General features: G+C 64.8%; 19 protein-coding genes. 1 reads left to right on the forward strand and 18 read right to left on the reverse strand.

The window, feature by feature from the left end; translation table 11 throughout:
• Together C8N32_RS11190 and C8N32_RS11195 are read right to left on the reverse strand one after the other, a co-directional pair.
• Positions 1-649 (reverse strand): IS66 family transposase zinc-finger binding domain-containing protein (locus C8N32_RS11190; protein WP_244905918.1); only part of this gene is annotated, 649 nt, incomplete at its 3' end.
• Positions 631-1,224, reverse strand: a complete 594-nt coding sequence (locus C8N32_RS11195) for a tyrosine-type recombinase/integrase (protein WP_107893078.1) — start codon at positions 1,222-1,224, stop codon at positions 631-633. The genes C8N32_RS11190 and C8N32_RS11195, both read right to left, overlap by 19 nt.
• Positions 1,225-1,669: 445 nt before the next feature.
• Between C8N32_RS11195 and C8N32_RS11200 the strand changes: the two genes are divergently transcribed.
• The gene (locus C8N32_RS11200; protein WP_107893079.1) at positions 1,670-2,737 is read left to right on the forward strand and encodes an integrase core domain-containing protein; all 1,068 of its coding nucleotides are present in this window, start codon (positions 1,670-1,672) and stop codon (positions 2,735-2,737) included.
• Between the two features lie 377 nt (positions 2,738-3,114).
• Here C8N32_RS11200 and C8N32_RS11205 read toward each other — a convergent pair whose 3' ends face one another.
• The 16 genes from C8N32_RS11205 to C8N32_RS15500 form a co-directional block, all read right to left on the reverse strand.
• The gene (locus tag C8N32_RS11205) at positions 3,115-3,753 is read right to left on the reverse strand and encodes a LysE family translocator (protein ID WP_107893080.1); all 639 of its coding nucleotides are present in this window, start codon (positions 3,751-3,753) and stop codon (positions 3,115-3,117) included.
• Positions 3,753-4,940, reverse strand: a complete 1,188-nt coding sequence (locus C8N32_RS11210) for a type I glutamate--ammonia ligase (protein ID WP_107893081.1) — start codon at positions 4,938-4,940, stop codon at positions 3,753-3,755. The genes C8N32_RS11205 and C8N32_RS11210 overlap by 1 nt, the downstream gene beginning before the upstream one ends.
• A complete protein-coding gene (locus C8N32_RS11215) occupies positions 4,912-5,739 on the reverse strand; it encodes a sulfotransferase-like domain-containing protein (RefSeq protein ID WP_274610726.1) in 828 nt (275 codons plus the stop codon). The genes C8N32_RS11210 and C8N32_RS11215 overlap by 29 nt, the downstream gene beginning before the upstream one ends.
• Positions 5,708-7,087, reverse strand: coding sequence for a diaminopimelate decarboxylase family protein (locus C8N32_RS11220; RefSeq protein WP_107893083.1), 1,380 nt, complete (start codon positions 7,085-7,087; stop codon positions 5,708-5,710). The genes C8N32_RS11215 and C8N32_RS11220 overlap by 32 nt, the downstream gene beginning before the upstream one ends.
• The gene (locus C8N32_RS11225; protein WP_107893084.1) at positions 7,084-7,797 is read right to left on the reverse strand and encodes a 2OG-Fe dioxygenase family protein; all 714 of its coding nucleotides are present in this window, start codon (positions 7,795-7,797) and stop codon (positions 7,084-7,086) included. Before C8N32_RS11225 ends, C8N32_RS11220 begins: the two co-directional genes overlap by 4 nt.
• A gap of 497 nt (positions 7,798-8,294) precedes the next feature.
• Positions 8,295-8,552, reverse strand: a complete 258-nt coding sequence (locus C8N32_RS11235; RefSeq protein WP_107893085.1) for a hypothetical protein — start codon at positions 8,550-8,552, stop codon at positions 8,295-8,297.
• Positions 8,549-9,223: a YcbK family protein gene (locus C8N32_RS11240; protein WP_107893086.1), complete on the reverse strand. Its 675-nt coding sequence runs from the start codon at positions 9,221-9,223 to the stop codon at positions 8,549-8,551. Before C8N32_RS11240 ends, C8N32_RS11235 begins: the two co-directional genes overlap by 4 nt.
• A gap of 82 nt (positions 9,224-9,305) precedes the next feature.
• Positions 9,306-9,593: a DUF6127 family protein gene (locus C8N32_RS11245; RefSeq protein WP_107893087.1), complete on the reverse strand. Its 288-nt coding sequence runs from the start codon at positions 9,591-9,593 to the stop codon at positions 9,306-9,308.
• A 20-nt stretch (positions 9,594-9,613) separates the two neighbouring features.
• Entirely contained in the window at positions 9,614-10,690 is a 1,077-nt protein-coding gene (locus C8N32_RS11250) for a DUF2793 domain-containing protein (protein WP_107893088.1), read from the reverse strand.
• A gap of 75 nt (positions 10,691-10,765) precedes the next feature.
• The gene (locus C8N32_RS11255; RefSeq protein WP_170106791.1) at positions 10,766-11,146 is read right to left on the reverse strand and encodes a hypothetical protein; all 381 of its coding nucleotides are present in this window, start codon (positions 11,144-11,146) and stop codon (positions 10,766-10,768) included.
• A gap of 53 nt (positions 11,147-11,199) precedes the next feature.
• A complete protein-coding gene (locus C8N32_RS11260) occupies positions 11,200-15,168 on the reverse strand; it encodes a baseplate multidomain protein megatron (protein WP_107893089.1) in 3,969 nt (1,322 codons plus the stop codon).
• Positions 15,169-15,177: 9 nt separating this feature from the next.
• The gene (locus C8N32_RS11265) at positions 15,178-15,624 is read right to left on the reverse strand and encodes an NlpC/P60 family protein (RefSeq protein ID WP_107893090.1); all 447 of its coding nucleotides are present in this window, start codon (positions 15,622-15,624) and stop codon (positions 15,178-15,180) included.
• Positions 15,621-16,505: a DUF2163 domain-containing protein gene (locus tag C8N32_RS11270; protein WP_107893091.1), complete on the reverse strand. Its 885-nt coding sequence runs from the start codon at positions 16,503-16,505 to the stop codon at positions 15,621-15,623. Before C8N32_RS11270 ends, C8N32_RS11265 begins: the two co-directional genes overlap by 4 nt.
• Positions 16,502-17,128: a DUF2460 domain-containing protein gene (locus tag C8N32_RS11275; RefSeq protein ID WP_107893092.1), complete on the reverse strand. Its 627-nt coding sequence runs from the start codon at positions 17,126-17,128 to the stop codon at positions 16,502-16,504. Before C8N32_RS11275 ends, C8N32_RS11270 begins: the two co-directional genes overlap by 4 nt.
• Positions 17,129-17,189: 61 nt before the next feature.
• Positions 17,190-19,607 carry a phage tail tape measure C-terminal domain-containing protein gene (locus C8N32_RS11280; RefSeq protein ID WP_107893093.1) on the reverse strand — a complete coding sequence of 806 codons (2,418 nt, stop codon included), beginning with the start codon at positions 19,605-19,607 and terminating at the stop codon, positions 17,190-17,192.
• Positions 19,600-19,728 (reverse strand): DUF7697 family protein, encoded by a 129-nt coding sequence (locus tag C8N32_RS15500; RefSeq protein WP_274610725.1) that lies wholly within the window; start codon positions 19,726-19,728, stop codon positions 19,600-19,602. The genes C8N32_RS11280 and C8N32_RS15500 overlap by 8 nt, the downstream gene beginning before the upstream one ends.
• Positions 19,729-19,795 lie beyond the last annotated feature (67 nt).

Raw genomic sequence — 19,795 nt, forward strand, 5'->3', positions numbered from 1 at the left:
TGATGTTTCGACTCCTCTGATGTGAAAGTGGGGGGACGTCAGTGCGCGCTTCGGCAAGACGGCGCCCCCCCTTGGCAGCCACTTTTCCCAGCATGTTTGTCGACTGACCAACCCAACCCGCCAGAGCAGAGCGATCCAGGTCGATGCCTTCGCGGGCGAAGATTTGTGACTGGCGGTACAACGGACAATGATCCGCGTATTTGCTGACCAGCACATGCGTCAGCAGCCCGGCTCCGGGGCGGCCACGCTCGATCGGGCGCGAGGGCAAGGGTGCCTGAACGATCCTGTCGCAGCACTTGCATGCCATGCGCGGACGGACGATCCGGTTCACCACGAAGCGGCCGGGAATATATTCCAGCTCTTCGGTCACGTCCTCGCCGATGGTGCGCAGGTCACCGCCGCATTTGCAGGTCTCGCCCGGGCTCATGATTTCCTCATTGCGCGGCAAGGACGGTGGCAATGGTTTGCGCTTCGGCTTTTGCTTGGGCTCTGGATCAGTAACCTCTTCAGGCGGCGCGGTGCACGCGGCCGCGGTTTCCTCTTCTTCAAGTCGAAGCTGCAAGTTGAGTTGGTCGGCGGATTCCGATCTCGACCCGAAACGGTGCCGCTGGTGACCCGAAAGCTGGTGCTTCAGCTTCTCAATCTCCAGAGCCTGCGCCTTTCGCCGGTGTAGAAGCCCTTCGACTTCGCAACATCCAGCACCGCCTTGATCCGTTGAGCAACGCGCTTGGCCGTTTCGTGCTTTTCGGTCCAGATCGGGAGCAGGACCTGCAACACCTCGGGCTGCCCGACCTCCGACACCGGCAAACGCCCGATCTTCGGGAAGGCATATTCGGCGAGCGTGTTGATCCATTGCTGCCCGTGCTTGGGGTTCTTCCATGTCGGCAGGCGCTCGATGTGAACCTGCTGGGCGATCTCCTCGAAGCAAGGCACCTCTTGGCGGACATTGTAGCGCGGGTTGAGGCCTTGCTTCGCCATGCGGCGATATTCAAGGGCGCGGTCACGCGCTTGGTTCAGTGTCACGATGTCCGCGCCGCCCAAACCAAAATCGGTGCGCAGGGGTTTGCCTTCCCGATTCCGCTGCCCCTTAACCGTGACGCGCACAATCCAGCGCCGTGCGCCGCTCGGGTCCACCACGAGATAGAGGCCGTTCCCGTCGCCATGCCGACCGGGACCAAGCGTTCGCACCAAATTCTTGGTCAGCTTGCCGCTATGCAGGGCCATGAATATACCACGTTTTATACCACCCAATGAACAGAAATGAGTGTAATCGAAGAAATCTGAAGATCAACACGAATACAGATAATCAAACAAAAACAGCGTTTTATGGCGCTGAATAGGTCTGAACGCAACTGTATGAAAATGGTGGGTGGCGGAGGGAATGGGCCTGATATCCAACCTTCTCTACTGCCTAAGCTATTGTTTTCATTGGCGCGAATAATGGGTTGAATCGTCATTTGGTGCAATCGCGACTGGCAGCCAACTGCGCTCGAAGCGTTGTGCGTGGGTGCTGCGACTAGGCAGTGGCCCATCCTCGACCCGGGGTGATCACAGCCACCTGCCGGTTTCGGCGTTTTGGGCCTTCCCTGAGAGGGGTGCCAAAATGTAAGCGAGGCCCATCACGTTGGCATAGCAGCATTTTTTAAAGCCCGTGGGAAAGACCGGCAAGATGAAATCGACACTCACCCTCCTTCTGGTCTTCCTGAGCCAGTTCTTTTTGCCGCGACACAACGCTCAACTGAGGCTGCTCAAGGCCCAGATCGCGATCTTGCGGGCCCGCATCCCGGCGCAAAGGGTTATCCTGTCGCCCGTCGAAAAAGCTGAACTCATGCGCATCGGGGCTGAGTGCGGGCATGAGATCGATGGCCTTCTGGAAGTGGCAAAGCCCGCGACCTATAGGAGCTGGCTCGCGCAAATGAACAGCGGACGCCCCTTCAAGCCCGTGGGACGGCCGCGCCTGACGCAGGAGTTGCGCGATGTCGTCCTTCGCATCGGATCCGAAAACCTTCTCTGGGGCTACAAGCGCATCGCGGGCGAGTTGAAAAAGCTGGGGCTTTATGCCGGTGCCAATTCCGTCAAACGTATCCTGAACGAGGCGGGCATCCACCCAAGCCCTGAGCGACGCAGAAAGAAGCCCGCTCTTCCTTGGACCACATTTATCCGGGCACATATGGAAACCATGATCGCCTGCGATTTTTTCACCAAGACTGTGTTCACGCTGCGCGGGCCAAGGACAGCTTATGTGCTGATCTTCATCCATCTTGGCAGCCGCCGCGTCTATTGCAGCGCCCCGACCTATGCCCCGGACTCGACCTGGATGACGCAGCAGGCCCGCAACACCTTGATGTGGTGCGAAAATCAGGAAATCGCGCCGGGTTTCCTGATCCGGGACGCCGACACCAAGTTCAGCGCCAGCTTTGATACCGTCTGGGCATCGGAAGGTGCCAGGGTCATCCAGATCCCGCACAGGGCGCCCGACGCCAATGCCTTCGCGGAGTCCTTCATAGCGACCATCAAGCGCGAATGTCTGGATTTCTTCGTTTGCTTCAGCCGGTCGCAGCTTGATTACATCCTGCGGACCTGGCTGCGCCATTACAACACCGAGCGCCCGCATCGTGGACGCGGTATCGGCAACAATGTGCTGCAGGTCGATTTCCGGCCCGTCCGTGACGGCCCAATCCGCCGCAACCGCCAGCTTGGCGGCATCATCACATCCTACACCCGCGATGCGGCGTGAGTGCCATGATTGAGCGAAAACATCCGAACGGAGAAATAGCGCTGATTTCATCTTGCCGGGTTTCGAGACACCCGATATAACGACAGAATATCAATGCGATAGGGATCGCCTACATTTTTGCACCCCGCTCAGGGAAGGTCAAAGAATCTGGGTACGGCACCTACCTAGGCTGGCGGAACCCCAGCGGCGCAGCGATCCGTTTGGACCGTTAGATTACGTCGAGCTGAACCGCCGAGCAGTCGCAGGCGACAAACCCCAAGATCATGGCGCGCAAACACCATGGTGTCGCCGTTCGCTGCAGCGATGCATGACGGTTGAGAGCGAGGAACGCTGAAAGTCCGGCTGGTACCCTCCGGCTCTAAATCTGCGCGTCGGGCTCAAGCCCCGATGATGTGCAGGGCCGAAAGTATAGCGAACACCAGAAATAGGCAGCCCGAGGCCAGGAGAATGAGAGGCCGGCGCCGATCGGTGAAGCGCCGGACTGCTCCCGTGGCCAGGAGGGCCGAAACCGCGCCGTGAACGAGCAACGAGTTGAGGAAAAAAGCCAGCACGACGAAGGCGAGATCTCCGAATGACATCGTTGCGAGAGGGAGGCTGGTGGCAAAGACCGCACCAAAGAAGAGGACTGACTTTGCATTCGAAATATTCACTAGAAAGCCCGAGGAGAAGGCGCGACTCAGGCTCAAAGTGGGGGCAGCGGACCCGCCTTCTGGGGTGTGTCTGCGCAGCGCGGAGCGAATGGACTTCCCCCCCAAATAGACGAGGAAACCGCTCCCCAACAGTCCAAGAATGCTAAAGATCCTGTCGCTGAATGCTTGTCCGGAGAAATAGATGGCGACCGCGGCGCCGCTCGAGAAGACCACGCCAGCGGTCGCGATCCCGACAACAATGAGGCCACGTACGAGCGCTCCCTGCTGCGAGGCCGATAGAATGAGAAAATGGTTCTGGCCCGGAACGCTCATCGCCGTCGCCTGAAGCGCGAGAGCAGCAAGAAGACTCGCCTGGAACTCACCCATCACAGAACCCTAAGCAGCGCTGCCCGCTCGGCGTCGAACCCGCCGAAAGCTTTGGCACTGCCTTCCTCCGCACGCTTCAACTTGCCGTACAGACGCAATCCCTCGGGATCGAAGACTTGCGTCGCGAGGTCGCTGGCCAGATACGTCGCAAGAGATGACTCTATGCTGAAATCGAGCGCCGCACCGGCAGGCGCGGCGCCTCGCTGCGCTTTGAGAATGGCAGACACCACCGTGAGGATAGTAAAGTAGGGGTTGGTATCGGATGTCGGCGTCCGCAACTCGATGCGCTCTTCCGGGCCGTCGCGAATAATGCGGATGGCCGCAAAACGGCTCCCTTCCTCGATATCCGCCTTACGCGACGCGAAGGACTCGATCTCTTCGGTGTACCGGCTGTTCCTGCTCGGCCGATAGATCGAGAAAGCGGGGCCCAGAGTTCCCTGGATTGCATGGGCCAGCTTGTCTACACTGAGTGACGCGCAGGAAATGTGCAGGTGCAGATTGCTCGGCGATTGGTTCATCGCGTTCACGGCGATAAAGGTCGCCCGAAGCCCGAAGCTCGCGGCCACATGCCGGATGATAATGCGGGCAAGGAAAACGCGATCAGCCTGTTCCAGCGGAGGAGTATGTCTCAGCGAAATCTCGTATTGATCTACCTCGTTCTCCTGTGAGAGGTCGAGCCACTCAATGCCAGCGGCATCGAGTGCATGGAGGATCGCCGAGATGCAATGCTGATTTCCTGCGAGCCCGCCGAAAGCGTAGGCTTGCCCGTCGGCGGGCAGGTCGTCCCGATCTCCGAGGAGATAGAACTCGAGTTCGGCACCGATGCGGATGTCACGCGCCCCCTGGCTTGCGGAAAGGCGACGCTCGAGAACCGCCCTGATATCGAACCGGTGCGGGGTTCCATCGGTCGCCTTCGCGCGGCCGATGACCAGTGCATCGGCACCGAAAAGATCAACCTGAGCCGCCCGTGCGAACGGCCGCACCTCGGTCCCGATCACGTCAATCGTCATGTCGGAAGCTCCGACCGGAATCACGAACTCGTCGAAGAGATGCGGATGGCCGTAGATATCTTTTGCAAACACTCCGGGAGAAAACCCGATCGTCATACTGCTTTCGACCGCGCGATTGGCAAGTTTTCCCCGCGCAATTCCGTGCAGGTCAGGAAAGAGACAGAGGGTTCTTGTCATAGGGCGCTTCACTCCTGCCGGAAACACAATTCGTCAAAATCCCATAGACCATAAGTGCTCGTTCATACCATGCGGAATGTCGCGCGTGGACCTCGATTTCGGGAGGTGACGGGTCTGGCTTTAAGACCGTGCGGCTCCGCTCCAGCGTTTCGTGCCAGATTGCTTGTGACTTCTTCTCGCCGCTGCTCCAGGAGCGGATACGGCCATCGGACCAGCGGAGCATGTCGGGATCGAAGGTCACGGAAATTGCCTCGCACACCCATCTGGTCGTGGCTTCGGGCTCTGCCCTGAACACGTCGCCGTCGATCACGACGGGGTCAACCCCTATGGTTCGGAGCCGCCTGTACAGGCGGCTTAGCGCGGTGAAGCCGAACTCTTCCTCGGTAAAGTCGGGTTTCAGCTTGATCAGCGACGCGTAAACCGCCGCGGGATGGCGCGTGATGATCAGCTGCCGCGCCTCTGACAGCATGGCGTCGCTGACATACGGCTCGCCCTGGAAGGCGAGCTCCTTGACGAAGGCCCGCACGCCCGACCGACGGTTGCGGATGGAGGTCTCGATCTCAATGCGGTCGGCCACGAATTCGGCTGCATCTCGGTCGCCGTAGCGCGAAGACCGGCGGTCAGGTCCGAAATAATAGGCGTCGGTGAAGGGCTCGTGCACCACGTCAAGCTTGGGACTGTTCTTCATCACCCGCTCGAATGCGGTCGACACCGAACGGGGCGTCGCCCAGAGAAACACCGGCGCTCCGTCCGGACGTCCGAATGCGTCACTCGGTAACGTTGAACGTGAAGATGTCATGGTAGCTCTCTCTCCTCCAGATCTCCCGCCCGTCCGCCCCGTTTCGGGCGACCACGGCGGCTCGGGCCTGGTTAAAATTGGTCGACCGGGAGACGGTGTAGGCCCCGGCGTCTGAAATCAGGACGAGGTCCCCGGCCATGAGGCCGCCGGGAACGCGCGCGCTTGCCATGAGGACGTCGCCCTCGTAACAAAGTGGCCCGCCGAGCGAGGCCAAGGGGGCGTCCGTCCGGACCGGCAGTTCCTTGTCCGCCCGGAAGAACCGAAGTCGGCGCCGCTCGCCGAACGCCGCCGTCGGCATGATGTGCAGGCCCGCGTCGAGCACCGCCCACCGGCGTTCCGGCAGGTCCTTGATGCCGGCGACGCGGCTTAGCAGGGCGATGCAGTCGGACATCAGGTAGCGCCCCGGCTCGCAGCTGACACGCAGATCGTCCAGCTTCCGCGCGGCGATCTCCGACCGCAGCTCAGCAACGAAGCGGGTCATGTCGAAGACCTGCTCGTCGCTTTCGGGCGGTGTCTCTCCCATGTGGGCCTTGCATTCCGACCACCACCCGCGGCGCTGCCGCTGCATGCCCGGCACGCCGAACCCACCGCCGACATTAATCTCCTCCAGCGGCGCCTTCGCAGCGCGCAGCTCGCGGGCGAAGTCAAGGACGGGACGCAGCGCTGCCACATGAAGATCCGTCTCGGTGATCTGCGAATTCAGATGCGCGTGGAGCGATCTGATGCTGAACCCCTTCTCCGCGATCCAGGCTGCTGCTGCCGCCGCCAGCCCGCCATCGAGAGGCCAGCCGAACTTGCCCGTGCGCTGCCGCTCTCTGTGAGCCTGGGTGAAGCTTTGATCGGCCGAAGTGAAGACGGGCAGGCCCGGGCTCACCCGCAGCCCTAGCCTCGGTTCGGGGATCTCGCCGGCGCGCCGCAGTTCCGCCAGGATATCGACCTCCTCGAGAAGGTCGATATTGACGACCACCCCGGCCTGCACGGCGCGCACCAACTCTTCGCGCCGCTTCATAGGGCCGTTGAAAACGACTGGCTTACCTTGGCAAAGCAGCAGCGCATGCTCAAGCTCGTAGCCCGAGACGACATCCGCGCCGAGGCCCAAAAGATGCGCCGTTCGGCAAAGCGACGGCAGGTAGTTCGTCTTGTAGGACAGGTAGATCGACGAATTAGGGAACGCCGCTTCCCAAGTGCGCCGCAGGGCTTCGGCAGACGCGGAGAAGCGCGCCTCGTCGTAGACGAATGTTGGCGTGCCGTGGCGTGCGGCGATCGTGTCCGCCTCTGCGGGGGCGATGTCGGCGAAGGGCTCAGTCGCACCTTCGCCGACGAATTTGTCCGGAGAATTAAGCGTCATTCCGCAGCGAGGCTCGTCGTCTCGGCCGTAGCGAAGGCCTCGAACTCCTGTCCGTAGCGGCGGTCCGCCCAAGGATTGATCGAGATGACCCAGATGTCGCGACAACCGCCCTCCGGCGATGCCGCTTGGATGTCCCGGGCGCCGTGAACCATGTCCTCATCACGCATCACGAGGCACTGGCCTGGCTGCAGTATTTGCTCGAAGAACGGCTCAGTCTTTCCGACTTGGTAGAGCGTTGACTCACCGCCGATTATGTTATGGCGCTCCCAGACTGTCACGCTCGTAATGTGATGGCCGTCGCGATGCGGTCCTTCAGGAATAGTCTTTCCTTGGTAAATTTCGCTCACCCGGGTTCGCCATTGGTGTAGATTTACCTGGAAAACACTGTTCGTGTCGAATTGAAGCTCATTCGCGATCGATGCAAATTGCGGGGTCGGATCGACGCCGGAAATCGGCTCAAATGCTCTGCGGATCCCTCCAACCTTCTGATTGTATGCTTTGGCCTGGATGAACGGGCGATGTTCGAGCACCCGACAAGCCCAGTGATTATTCTCGAAAAACAATATGTACTGCGAGAATTGGCGCCAACGTTCCTTGTAGTACGGATCCTCAGGAAGTTCGGAGAAGTGATCTTTGGCTTCTTTAGAGATCGGGGGAAGCTCGATGACTTTGTAGCCCAGAGGGCCGAGGCTCAATCCTATATGGTTCATGGGCGAGATACTCCTTCATTTGTTGGCTGTCACATTACTAGAGGATGCGTAGCGGCTTTCTATTTGGCCAATTGGGATAAGTCTTCTAGCGGCACGTCGGCGGCGGTCTCGTCCGTGCATTCGTCGATGCTCGCTGGAAATTTCTTCCCGTCGATCACGAGTAACACCACGTCAGGCTGCATGTTAACGAATCTTCAACCTCTGCATGTTTATTCTCCCCCCCCCCCCCAAGGTCAGGTCAAGACGCAATGTTTGGGACATGCCTTGGTAGCTCTATTCGGCCGGTGGCGGCAATGTGAGGACGGGCCGGACCAACGCCTGATAAGGGACTGGACGCAGCCACACAAAACCGCGCCTGCGCCCGCATCACGGCATAGTCGCTCAGCATCTCCGCGATGGCGGATCCGCCTGGCAGCAGTCCCAGCTCGTCCGCCGCGCGCGTCTGGAGTTCGCGGCTATACTCGACCACGGGCGGGCAAACGGCAGCAACGCCGGGCTCAAAACCGAGCGTCCCGCAACCGCTCAGCAAGCTCGTTGCGATCGCGAGGACGGCGAGCCGCCGCTTCCAGCATCCGACGTTGGACGTCATTGGCCTTCTCCATGGTTTCAAGGCGTTCGGCGAGGCGTCCCGCTCGCTCCCCGGAGTGCCGAAGCGAAAGCAGGAACAGGAGCACTGCAAGCGCGATGGCTCCGTAACGCAGCGCCGCCCGCATCCATGGGCTCGCGGCAATCCCGGCGAGGAGCCCCCCGATCATCGCCGCCCCCGCTTCCAGTCGTCGAGCCGGGCGTAGATGGCGACCCCGATCCCGCCGAGCGCCACCGCGATGAACACCCAGCGCAACGTGTCGAGATACGGCACCAGCGGCAGGATGGCGGTCTGGGTCTCGGCCAACAAGCTCTGCGCGACCTCAACACCCGCGGCACCCAGTGTCGCGACACCCGCCGCGCCACCCCCCTTCATCGTGCGGCTGTCGGCCAGCACCTCCCGCGCGGGCGGCGTCTCGGATGCAAATGCGGTCGCCCGTACCGGGAACCGCTCGCCCCACTGCCGCGCGGGGCCGAGGTCGACATGCATGAAGCCCGAGCGCGGGTAGAAGCCGAAGCCGAGGAACCCGACCTCGCGCGCCGCAGCCTCGAACGCCACCGGGTCGTGGTTCGCCATGGCAATGTCGAAGGCTGCGCCGTCAAGGTGCTTGGAGCGGGTCGCGCCGCCCACGGCGCGGTTGTGCTCGGGGCTGCGATACGCGGAGCGGACGATCAGCGGCTTGCCCAGCCGGTCGCGCAGCGCCTGCAGCTTGTCGAGCGCGGGCCCGTTGACGAGCAGCTTGCCTGTGCCCCGGCAGGCAATCTCGGCGGGGGAGAAGTTGGGCCAGCGCCAGGTGCCCTCAGGCACGTCGCGCCAGTGACGGTGGAAGGTCGTGTTCACGGGGTCCTCCGAAAACAAAGAACCCGCCTCGAGGGCGGGTCATTGCGGGCTGATGAATTGATGAATGCGGAATGGTGAGCGACTACGGGCCGCCGCCGAAGATCCTGAGCTTGATGGCGATGCCCGCGAGCAGCGCCAGCATGACCCCGGTGGTGATCATGCGGACGGCGGTCTGCATGGCGGTGCGGCGCACCAGGCGGATGCAGTCGACCAGGGAGCGCAGATCACGGATGTCGAGCGCGGCCTCGTCGCCGTCGAGGCCGACATCGGCGAGCGCGCGCTTCGCGCCTTCCTCGGCCGCCCTCGTCAGGATCGCCTCGAACTCGGCGTCCGGCATGCGCACGAAGCCCTCGGATCGGGGTGGTGTCATCGGGATTCTCCTTCCGCCGCTCAGCCGATCTTGCAGCCCCAGAAGGACGTGTGGTCGGCCGCGAAGTAGCCGTCCGCGACCCGGAAATACCCCTGCAGCTCGACGGTATCGCCCGCTGTTAGCGGGACCATCGTCTGCAGCCAGATCGCGGTGGCGAGCGAGACATGGGTGGCGGAGATTTCGCCGAGGGAGCCGCGGATTTCGGTCGTGCCGTTCAGCACAAGCCGCCCGCGCATGCGGGCCGTGGCGCTGGCGTTGATCTTGTAGAGCAGCGTCGCGCCGAAGAGGTAGGTGCCGTCCACTGGGGCGACGAAGTGATTGTTCGCGGCGTCGAACGCCCCCTGATCGTTATAGTCGGTGTTGTTCAGCCCGATCTTCGTCCACGTCCCGACGCCGACGTAGTTGTCGTAGTTGGTATACGCCTTGAACCGGGGCAGCCGGGGCTGGTCGACGATGCCGGTGGCGTTGTCGACACTGAGCCCGTCGAAGAAGGTGCTGCCGTCGGCCGAGACCGCCAGCCGGAACCTGTCCGAGCCAAAGAGGCCGACCAGCGCCTTGGTCACGAAGCCGGTCTGGAGCGTCAGGCCGAGATCGTCGCCCGCAGCCTCCTTGTTCATGGTGTAGAAGAGATCGCCGGTCCCGCCCTCAGCCACGGTCTTCGCCGTCCAGAGCGCGGCGTTCAGCTTGGCCGAGAACGGGTTCGACGCATCTGCCGTCGTCCCCAGCCCCATTAACGCCATGTTCTGCAGCGCCGCGGGCGTGGTCCCGATCCAGCCCGCGCCGTCGTAGACCAGCAGCAGGCCCTCATCCTCGACCCACGCCCGCCAGCCGGTGCGCGGTGGCAGGCGCAGCCAGGCGCCGTCGGTCCAGAGCGCGACGTTCAGGTCCCAGCCCGCCCAGTCGCCGGTCGCGCCCGACCCGACGATGTAGCGGTCGCCATCGGCGGGCGAGCCGGGCGGCGCGGTCAGGTCCCGGTCGAGAACGGAAAGCTGGACGAGCCCGTCGAGCAGCCGCAGCGCCTCGTTGTGGGTGACATGCTTCTGGGCCTGCGCCGCCAGGATGTAGGGCAGCAGGAGATGGGTCGTGGCGTCGGACATGGGCGGTCTCCAGAACGAGGAACGCCGCCTGCATGGCAGGCGGCGAACAGTGGCGCGGCGGCGGGCGGTGGTGGGCTACCCGCGTTCGGGTTTGTCTGCCGGAATGGCCGAGAGAACCGGGTCAGGCTTCGGCGCGTCCCACTTCGCGGTCATCGCGGCCCAGCGATCAATCTCGGCCCGAAAAGCGGGATCGTCGATCCGCAGATGGAAGGTGTAGAGCCGGTCCACGATCTCGCGCATCAGCGCGCGCATCTCGTCGTCACTGATCCGCGAGACCTCGGACCACGGAATGCGTCTTCCTGCAGCGTCCACCACGACAACGTCGCTGCCGTCACCAGCTTGCGAGACCGGCGTCAGGCCGGCATGCAGGGTCTCGAGCTGTGTGTTGCGCACGCAGGCCACGGCCATCACTCTGGCAAGCTGGGCGGCAATCCTGTCTTCGTCTTCGGGGCGCATGTCCCGAGCCTACGCCGGAGAGTGCGCAACCGGCCAGAACTCATTGCGCCACCTCAGAAGCTCAGCGTCACGGTCTTGGGCGCGCCTCGCCCGACGAGGGCGGAGAGCTGGAAGATGCGAATGTCGAGCGTGTCGCCGGCATGGAGCAGCGCGCCCCAGTCGGCGGTCTGCTGGGCGGCGGTGTAAATGGCGCTGGTGGTGGCGGTGCTCAGCGGCCGTTTCACGGCAGCGCCGTCGAGGATCTCGACCTCGTAGGTCTCGGATTCCTCGGCCAGCGGCACCTCGACCGCACCCCAGCTGTCGGCAGCAAGAGCCCTAGACCGGCGTGTCCAGCGGATGGTGAAATCGCCGGGCGAGTGCGGCGTGCGCCAAGGCTGCGCTACATGGGCGACGGAGAACGGCCGCAGCCCGATGCCCGCCGGCGCGAAGGCCTGCGCGACATAGGTCTCGTCGCTGACCGACCGGCTTGCGGGGCCGACGCGCCAGTTCCACGGGATGCCGAGATCGGCTTCGGCGCTCGGCAAGGAGGCAAGGCTGTCGTCGAGTACTACCACCTGCGCCCCAGCGAGCGTCGGATTTCCCATGGCGCCTTCGGTGCCGCGCTGGCCCCGCAGGAGTCTGGTCAGGCGATACCGGCCTGGGCCGATCAGTTCCGCCGCGCCTGCCTGGACGATCTCCCAAACACCTGACGCACTCTCGATGGCGAGCGCGTTCGCCCCGCCGAACAGGGTCAGGTCAGTGACGCTTTCCAGCGTGCCGGTGAGCAGATCGACATTAAGCACGTTGCCGAGGTCGAAGCGCGACGTCGGCCCTGCGTAGAAGTCCGAGACCAGTGTCCCCATCCGGGCACGACCGCCAAATGTGGTCAGCAGCTCAAACCCGTCCGTCGATGGACTGCGGAACACGGCCATCTCGCCCGGCCAGGGAACGGCATGGGCAGCGATCAACGGCCGGTGCTGGGGCTGATCCTCCGTGAGCTGTGGCAAGTTCATCAACAGCACCTCGGGTGCGCCGAACACTACGGTCTTTGAGAGCGAGGACGGTCTTGGCGATCCGGGTGGCAGGTCGTGGGCCTCGCGATCCTGGCGGACGGCTTCGATGCCTCGCGCCTCAGCATCCGCAATGGAGACCAACCGCAGCGGGGTGTGCTGCCCGTCATGGGCGAGCGTCACGACATCGGCCGGATCAAGCGCCAGTCGCGACGGCGGCAGACGAAACGCTGCTGTTTCTCGCCCGGTCCACGCTTCCATCAGCGCGCGGCGGCAGCGGCGCTCGGCCTCCTCGGGCGGCACTGCCATGGGGAAGGACTCGGAGGCGATCCGCTTCGTGTCGACCGTGATGCGCCGGGCCTCGACCTGCGCGGCCTCGTAATCCTCGTCGGCGCGAGCGACCTTCCATTTCAGGGCCTGCGGCAGCTCCGTCTCCTGGCCACGGGTCAGCTCGAGAACCTCGCCTTCGCGCGCGGCGACGAGATCGTCCGGCGAAACGCTCGCCACCGCCGCCCTGCCGCGCATGACGAAGCGGATCACGCCCTCGGTCTCGACCGCGTCGAAGCCAAAATGGTGCGACAGCGTGGTGATCGAGGCCCGCGGGCTCTCCAGCGCGCCGATGGCGTAGCCCTCGACCGCGCCCCAGAGGCCGGTAACGTCGATCCGTTCCTCGGGCAATCCTGCGCGCAGACAGAGATGCCGGACCAGCGCCGCCAAAGACACTGCCCCGAGGCGTCCGGTCAACCAATGCCCCAGCCGCCAGTTCGCGCCGTCGGTCCAGACGTCGGTCAGCGCCGGAAAGAACGGATAGGGCCGCGCGTCCCAGGTCCAGGCGGCGCATTCGGGGACATGGACCATGCGCCCGCCGTAGACGGACGAGACCGGGTTGTTCGCAGCCTCGCCCCACCAGAGGTATGTCGCCTCGAGATAGGCGCGCTGGATGGCGTCATCGCGCCAGCCCCGCGAGAAATGCGGCGTGAAGCTCTCCGACGACTTGGGATCGAAGAAGACGTTCGGCTGATTCGTGCCGCGGTCGATGGCCGGGCAGCCCAGCTCGGTGAACCAGATCGGCTTGGACTGCGGCGCCCACGCCGTCGGCGTGCCGCTCTCCACCCCACCGGGGCGATCGTAATGCGCATTCGACCACCAGGCGCGGAGGTCCTTGTAGCGAAAGACCCACGGCTTGCTGGCCGCACCGTCTGTGATCGGCGTACGGACCTGCGCGGAGCGGTCGACCGCGCTGGCGTAGAACCAGTCGAAGCCCTCGCCGCCCACGATGTTCCCCTGCAGGTAGGCCCGGTCGTAGATCGCGGGCCAGCCCTCGGCCGCGTCCGCATGCTCGAACCCGTCCCGCCAGTCCGACAGCGGCATATAATTGTCGATCCCAATGAAATCGATCTCCGGATCGGCCCAGAGCGGATCGAGATGGAAGAACACATCACCGCTGCCGTCACCCGGCTGGTGCCCGAAGTATTCCGACCAGTCGGCCGCATAGCCGATCTTCGTGCCGGACCCAAGGATCGACCGCACATCCGCGAGAAGGTCCCGATATGCCTGCACGGCCGGATAGGTGGCCGCGCCCGAGCGGATCGTCGTCAGCCCAGGCATTTCGGTGCCGATCAGGAACGCGTCGACCCCGCCCGCCGCCGCGCAGAGATGAGCATAGTGTAACACCATGCGGCGCAGACCCCAGTCGTCGGATGGCCCGGTCCACGAAACCGACTGACCCGAAACGTTGAAGCTCGCGGGCGTGGCCGCGCCGAACAGAGCCGCGACCTGGCTTGCGGCCGTGGCAGTCTTGTCCACGGTCCCGGTGTAGCCAGCAGCCGGGGAACAGGTGATCCGGCCTCGCCAAGGGAACGCGGGCTGGCCGGTCTCGGTGGCATTGTCGGAATACGGATTCGGCAACGCGTTGTCCGGCGGAACGTCCATCAGGATGAACGGATAGAAAGTGACCCGCAGCCCGCGCGCCTTCATCTCTTGGATCGCCTGGACCACCGCGAAATCAGCGGGCGTGCCGCCATAGACGGGGCGATCCTGATCGTCGCGGCTGACCAGAAAGGCCTTCGCCCGGCTGACGCCATTCACGGACCAGGTCGACGGCGTGGTCGATTTCGCGGTCACCTCGACGCCGGGCCGCACCTTGCAGTTTCCCGCGCGCAGATCGTCTCCGAACCAAGCCACGACCAGCGAAACGCTTTCGACCTTTGGGGCCATGGCCTTCAGTCGGTCCAGCGCCACCACCATGTCGGCGGTGTCAGTCAGTGCGTTGAGGTTCTCGGGCTCGGACGACCCGCCGCCGCCCTTCCGGATGCCCTGCGTGGCATAGGCGAACTCACCTGATGCCGGGATCATGGTGACCGCTCGCGTCAGGCCCTCTGCCGTGTCTGGATCGGCGAGCGGGCGGAAGACCTCAAAACTCAGCTGCGGGATGCGATTGCCGTAGTTGCCGAGCGGCAGATCCTCGAACACTGCATAGGCGGTGCGGCGATAGGCTGGTGTATTCGCCGCGCCCATCCTCGCGGACATAAACGGATCGGCAGTCTGGCTCTCGTCGCCCGGATACCAGCGCCAGGTGATCCCGGCGGTGTCCAGCAGCTTGCCGTCGGCCCAGATCCGACCAATGCCGGTGATCGGCCCCTCGCAGAGTGCGACCGCGAAGCTAGCATAGTAGAAATACTCGGTGGTTTTGACCTTGCCGCCACCCCCGCCGCCTTTCCCGCCCCCCTGCGTGGTGGTCTTGGTCTCTTCGCGGAAATCCGTCGCCCAGATGATGTTGCCGCCGATCCGCATGCGGCCATAGAGGCGCGGGATCACCGCTCCTTCGGTGGCCGAGGTGATGCGCAGATTGTCCATCCGCGCGCCTTCGATCCGTTGGGTCGGCGCCAGTGACGAGATGATCCAGCTGTCGACGACCGATCCGATGGTGGAGCCGATGAAGCCACCAATGGTGGCAGCGTTGACGCCAAGGATTGCGCCGCCGATGCTGCCGCCAATGGCGGCACCTGCGGCACCGAGAACGAGGGTGGCCATGTCGGGGTCTCAGCGCAGCGGGAACAGGAAGGCGAAGACGATGCGCCGCCGCCAGGATTGGGTGAGCGGTTCCTCGATCACGCCGAGCCGCTCGTAGGCGTGGAGGAAACTGTCAGGGCCGGTAAGGATTCCAACATGCTTGGCGATGGCGCGCGGCATCATGCGGAACAGCACCAGCGCGCCGGGACCGGCATCTGCGGAAGGTACCTCGATCATCAGGGCGCGCGCGCCTTCCGCCAGCACCTCTCGCGGGCCGGTCTCGCCCCAGTCGCGGCTGTAGGGCGGGATCGGGAACGGCTCGGGTCCGACCACTTCGCGCCAGACGCCCCGGGCCAGCCCGAGGCAATCGCAGCCGACGCCGCGCAGGCTCGCCTGGTCGTGGTACGGCGTGCCGAGCCAGGAGCGTGCGACGGCGACGACGCTTGCGGGGTCGGCCGATGCGAGGAGTTGCGTCACAACACACCTCCCTCGTGGCCGCCATCCTTCGTGGCGTAGCGGAGAACTGCGTCCTGGCCCGGGATGTGCGGGAAGCCGCGGAAGTTGGCGGTGTTGGCGAACTTCGCGCCACAGGTCTCGATCCGCTTGTCGCAGCCCGCGCGGATGGTGAATGCGTCAGCTTCGACGATCGCACGAACCGGGGCTTCGAGCAGTGTGAGGACTGCGATGCCGTCGGTCACGTCATGGCCGAGAACCTCGGCTCGACGCCCCGCGTTCGCGCCGCTCGTCCATTCGATGGTGCCGAAGGTGAACCAGCCGGAGGTGAAGCCGCTGAGCCCCGAGGCGGTGAAGGCCCGATTCCGCAGTAGGTCGATCACGGCGCCCGTCGCCTTATACGCGGGGTCCTCTAGATCGACGCCGCATCGCGGATCCCCGAGCGCCGCGTCGCAGGTCGCCTGGAAGGTCCGCCCGACTGTCTGACCGAGCACATGCGCGAGCGAGCGGACCTCGGCGACGAAGGCCAGACGCCCACGCCGGATTTGCCCGATGGCTCCCCGCCGCATCAGCACGCGCTGGCCGGTGTCGGCCCAGTTGACCCGCCAGACCTCGACCTCGGCGTTGTCCCAGCGGCCATCGAGTATGTCGGTTTCGGTGATCCGGTCCGAGGTCAGCACGCCCTCCGCGTCCTGCGCGTCGACCGACAGGTCGGAGCCGGAGCGAACCTCGGACGCGGTCAGGCCGCTTTCCGGCTCGAAGTCGCTACCATCGAAGCTGAGTGTCCGGTCGTGGTCTGTGAAACCAAAGGTCACGCTGTCCGCGCGAAGGATCCGCCAGCACCAGGCGAGCGTTGTTGTCCCATCGTCGAGATGCGCTTGCAGATCGGGATTGATGTTTTTCATCGCCGGATCTCCAGAAGCGGGATGGAGGTGATCGAGCCCAGCCGCTCGAGATCAAGCGTCACGTCGAGCACGTCGGTGTCGAAGCGGACGGGTACGTCGAACTGGAAGCCCGCTGTGACGGCGATGCCAGCGCCCGGCGCAGCGCTGAAGGTGACGACGCCGGTCGTGGTGTCGACCGACCAGCCCGAGGGCTGGTCGACGCCACCGAGGGCGATACGCACGGTTCCCACCACCGGCTTCGCAATGGCGCGCGTCCAGGATTGCGCGCCGGACGTGTAGTGCTTCATCAGCTGGAAGGCGGTCGTGGTGCCGTCGCCTGTACTAATCGACTGATCGGTGGGCGACGGCGTGCCCGAGGGAAGGCAGGACTTGTGATCGGCCCAGTCCTTGAACCGGAAGCCGTGCAGGCGGCCGTTCCGCGCCTCGAAGAACGCCACGACGGCCGCGAGATCGTCCGCGCGGCGGATGCCGTAAGCGACATCGTAGCGGCGGCGCGAGTTGGCCCAGCTGGCGTTGCGCTCCTCGTCGCCGCTGGCCAGTTCGACGATCTGGGTGCGGCGTTCCGGCCCGCCGCGTGCGCCCCGGCTGATATTGTCGGGAAACCGGACCTCGTGAAACGCCATCAAGTTTCTCCTTGGTTCGTGCTCTGGCACCCGCAACCGGTTCCCACTTGCGGGGTCGCACTCACATGCCCCTCCGCCCGAGCGACACGGCGCGGGCGATGTCGGCCGCAACCTGCGTGCGCGATTTCCGGAAGCTCTCGGCGTCGCGCGCCATTATAGTGACGTTGACCCCGCCGCCCGCGCCGTAGCTCTGGGCCTCAGGGCGCGACAACACGCGCTCGCCGCGCTGCAGGATCGCGGGCACCTCGTCGTGGCGAAGTCCAGCCATACCGCCGCCATGCATCCGAGGCGCAGCGGCGAAAGCCATGGCCGGGACCATCCGGCCTGGCGCGGAGGCACCTACCATGCCGCCTGCATGCAAGATGTTCGCGAAAATCCCGCCCGCACCCCCAAGCGCGCCGGAAAGCGCATTGGCGATCGGTCCCAGAATGAACCGCCGCGCCACCAGCTTGGCGAGATCGGCCAGCAGAGAGGTGACGAGGTCGCGGAAGTTCAGCTTCCCGGTCTTAACAAACTCGCCCACGGCGTTCTCGGCGGACTGGAAGGCGCCGACGAGGCTCTGGCCGATATCACCGCCGATCTCACGCGCCTTGCTGGCGTAGTCGGACAGCGCGGCCGTGACCGCCTGCCAGCCAGTGACTGCGGTCTCCACATTGGGCTCGGCCGCAGCAGCTGCAGCCCCGGCGGCAGCGCCGGCATCGGTCGCCGCCTGTCCGGCACCATCAAGCGCGGTCTCGAACCGCTCCGCCGCGGTCGTGGCCTCAGTCAGCGCGTCTGCGCCACCCTCGGCGCTACCCTGCACCGCATCACGGAGGGCCTGCCAGCTCGCGAGTGGCGCACGCGCGCCTTCGGCCAAATCCCGTGCGGCACCGCGATACCTGTTGGCTGTGGCCAGTGCAGTATTGGCCGCCTGGGTGAGCCCGAGATCGGGCGCGGTCAGCGGGTTGTCTTCGAAGGCCCGGTCGAACGCCGTCTGCGCGGCTGTCGTTGCGGCGGTCGCGGCTCCCTCAAACCGGTTCTCAATCTGGCCCAGCTCAAGATCCGGGATAATCGAGATCCTTCGTTCAGACCCGAGCGCTTCCAGGCCCTGATTGATCCCGCCGATGAACGTGTTGATCCGCGAGACCACGCCGTTCAGCATGGCCTCGACACCGTCGACCAGACTGTTGGCCGCCTGGAACGCAAGATCGCCGATGGCGGCGGGCAGCAGACCCCAGATCGCCTTGATCGCCTCGTAGGCGCCCTCGAACGTGTTCGCCGCCGTATTGCCGAAACCGACGACGCTCTCGATGGCGCTCTGCATGCCGGATGCGGAGTCGGCCTTCAGGTCGAAGAACATCGCCGTGGCCGCGGCACCCGCTGCAGCGGCGCCCATCCTGATCCGCTCCCAGACCTCGACCGCGAGGTCCTTCAGGAGCGACATGGCTTCGCCGAAGCCGCCCGCGCGGGAGACGAGGCGGGTGAACTGATAGACAAGCTCTCCCGCACCAACGATCAGCGCGCCGATGCCGGTGCGGATCAATGCGCCACGCAGGACGACGAGAGCGGTGGCGAGGCCACGGACGGAGAGCGCGGCAGCGGCCATCCCGGCGACCCAGCGTCCCGCGAGGAAGGCCGTGAAGGTGGCGGCGTAGGTGGTCAGGCGGCCAATGTTGTCGAAGAGACCGCGTATCGCGATGCCGAGGGGCCCGGTCCGGCTGGCGACCGCCGCCATGGCGTCGGCGACGGCTTCGAGCGCAGGCGCCGCTGCGACGGCGAGCTGGTTGGACAGCCCGCGCCAGATCAGCCCGAGCCGGGAGATGGCATCGTTGGTTCGCTCGATCTGGTCGGCATCCTGTTCGGAGACGACCACACCGAAAGCGCGCACGTCCTCCGTCGCCTGGCGCAACGTCGCGGTGTCGATCCGGCTCATGGCGATGGAGCCTTCCTCGCCGAAGAGTTGGCCCGCGACAGCCGCGCGCTCGGCGGCGGGCACGAAGCTCTCGATAGCGGCGTTGATAGCAGCCACGCGCTGGTCCAGCGGCAGGGCAATCAAGTCACTCGCTGACAAACCCAGCCGATCCAGCGCGTCGGCAGCGGGACCGGTCCCGGCCGCCGCCTGGCTGAGACGACGCGTCAGATCCTTGGTGGCCTGTTCAATGCCGGACATCGACACGCCCGCCAGCTCGCCCGCACGCTCGAGGGTCTGGATCGAAGCGACGGTGGTGCCAAGCGACTGCGCGAGCTTTGCCTGCGCATCCACCGTCTGCAGGCCGGAACGCACCATGGCGACGCCCGCGGCCGTGGCTGCGGCGACGGCCGCGGCTGCCGCGACCCTCACACGCCGCGAGAAGGCTACGAGCCTCGCGTTGGCCGCTTCCATCTCCCGGCTCAGCCTTCCGAAACCGCGCGACCCAGCTTCGCCCACGCCTTCCAGTTCGGCGCGCACCTGTCGCCCGCCGACCGCGGCGAGGCGGACGGATACACGCTTTTCAGCCATTGGGGCGTTCCATCTGTTCGTTGAGTTTTGCGACCATCACCGCTTCGATGACGGGCAGCAGTTCGGCAGTGGCGAGCGGCGGCACGCCGAGGGCGTCACCGAGCGCCAGCGCGGCGGACATGTCCCAGCCCATCACCGCGCCGGGCAGCACACGCAGCTGACCGCCGAGGCGGCCTACCAGGTCCCAG

Source organism: Rhodovulum imhoffii (assembly GCF_003046545.1).
Taxonomy (GTDB): Bacteria; Pseudomonadota; Alphaproteobacteria; order Rhodobacterales; family Rhodobacteraceae; genus Rhodovulum; species Rhodovulum imhoffii.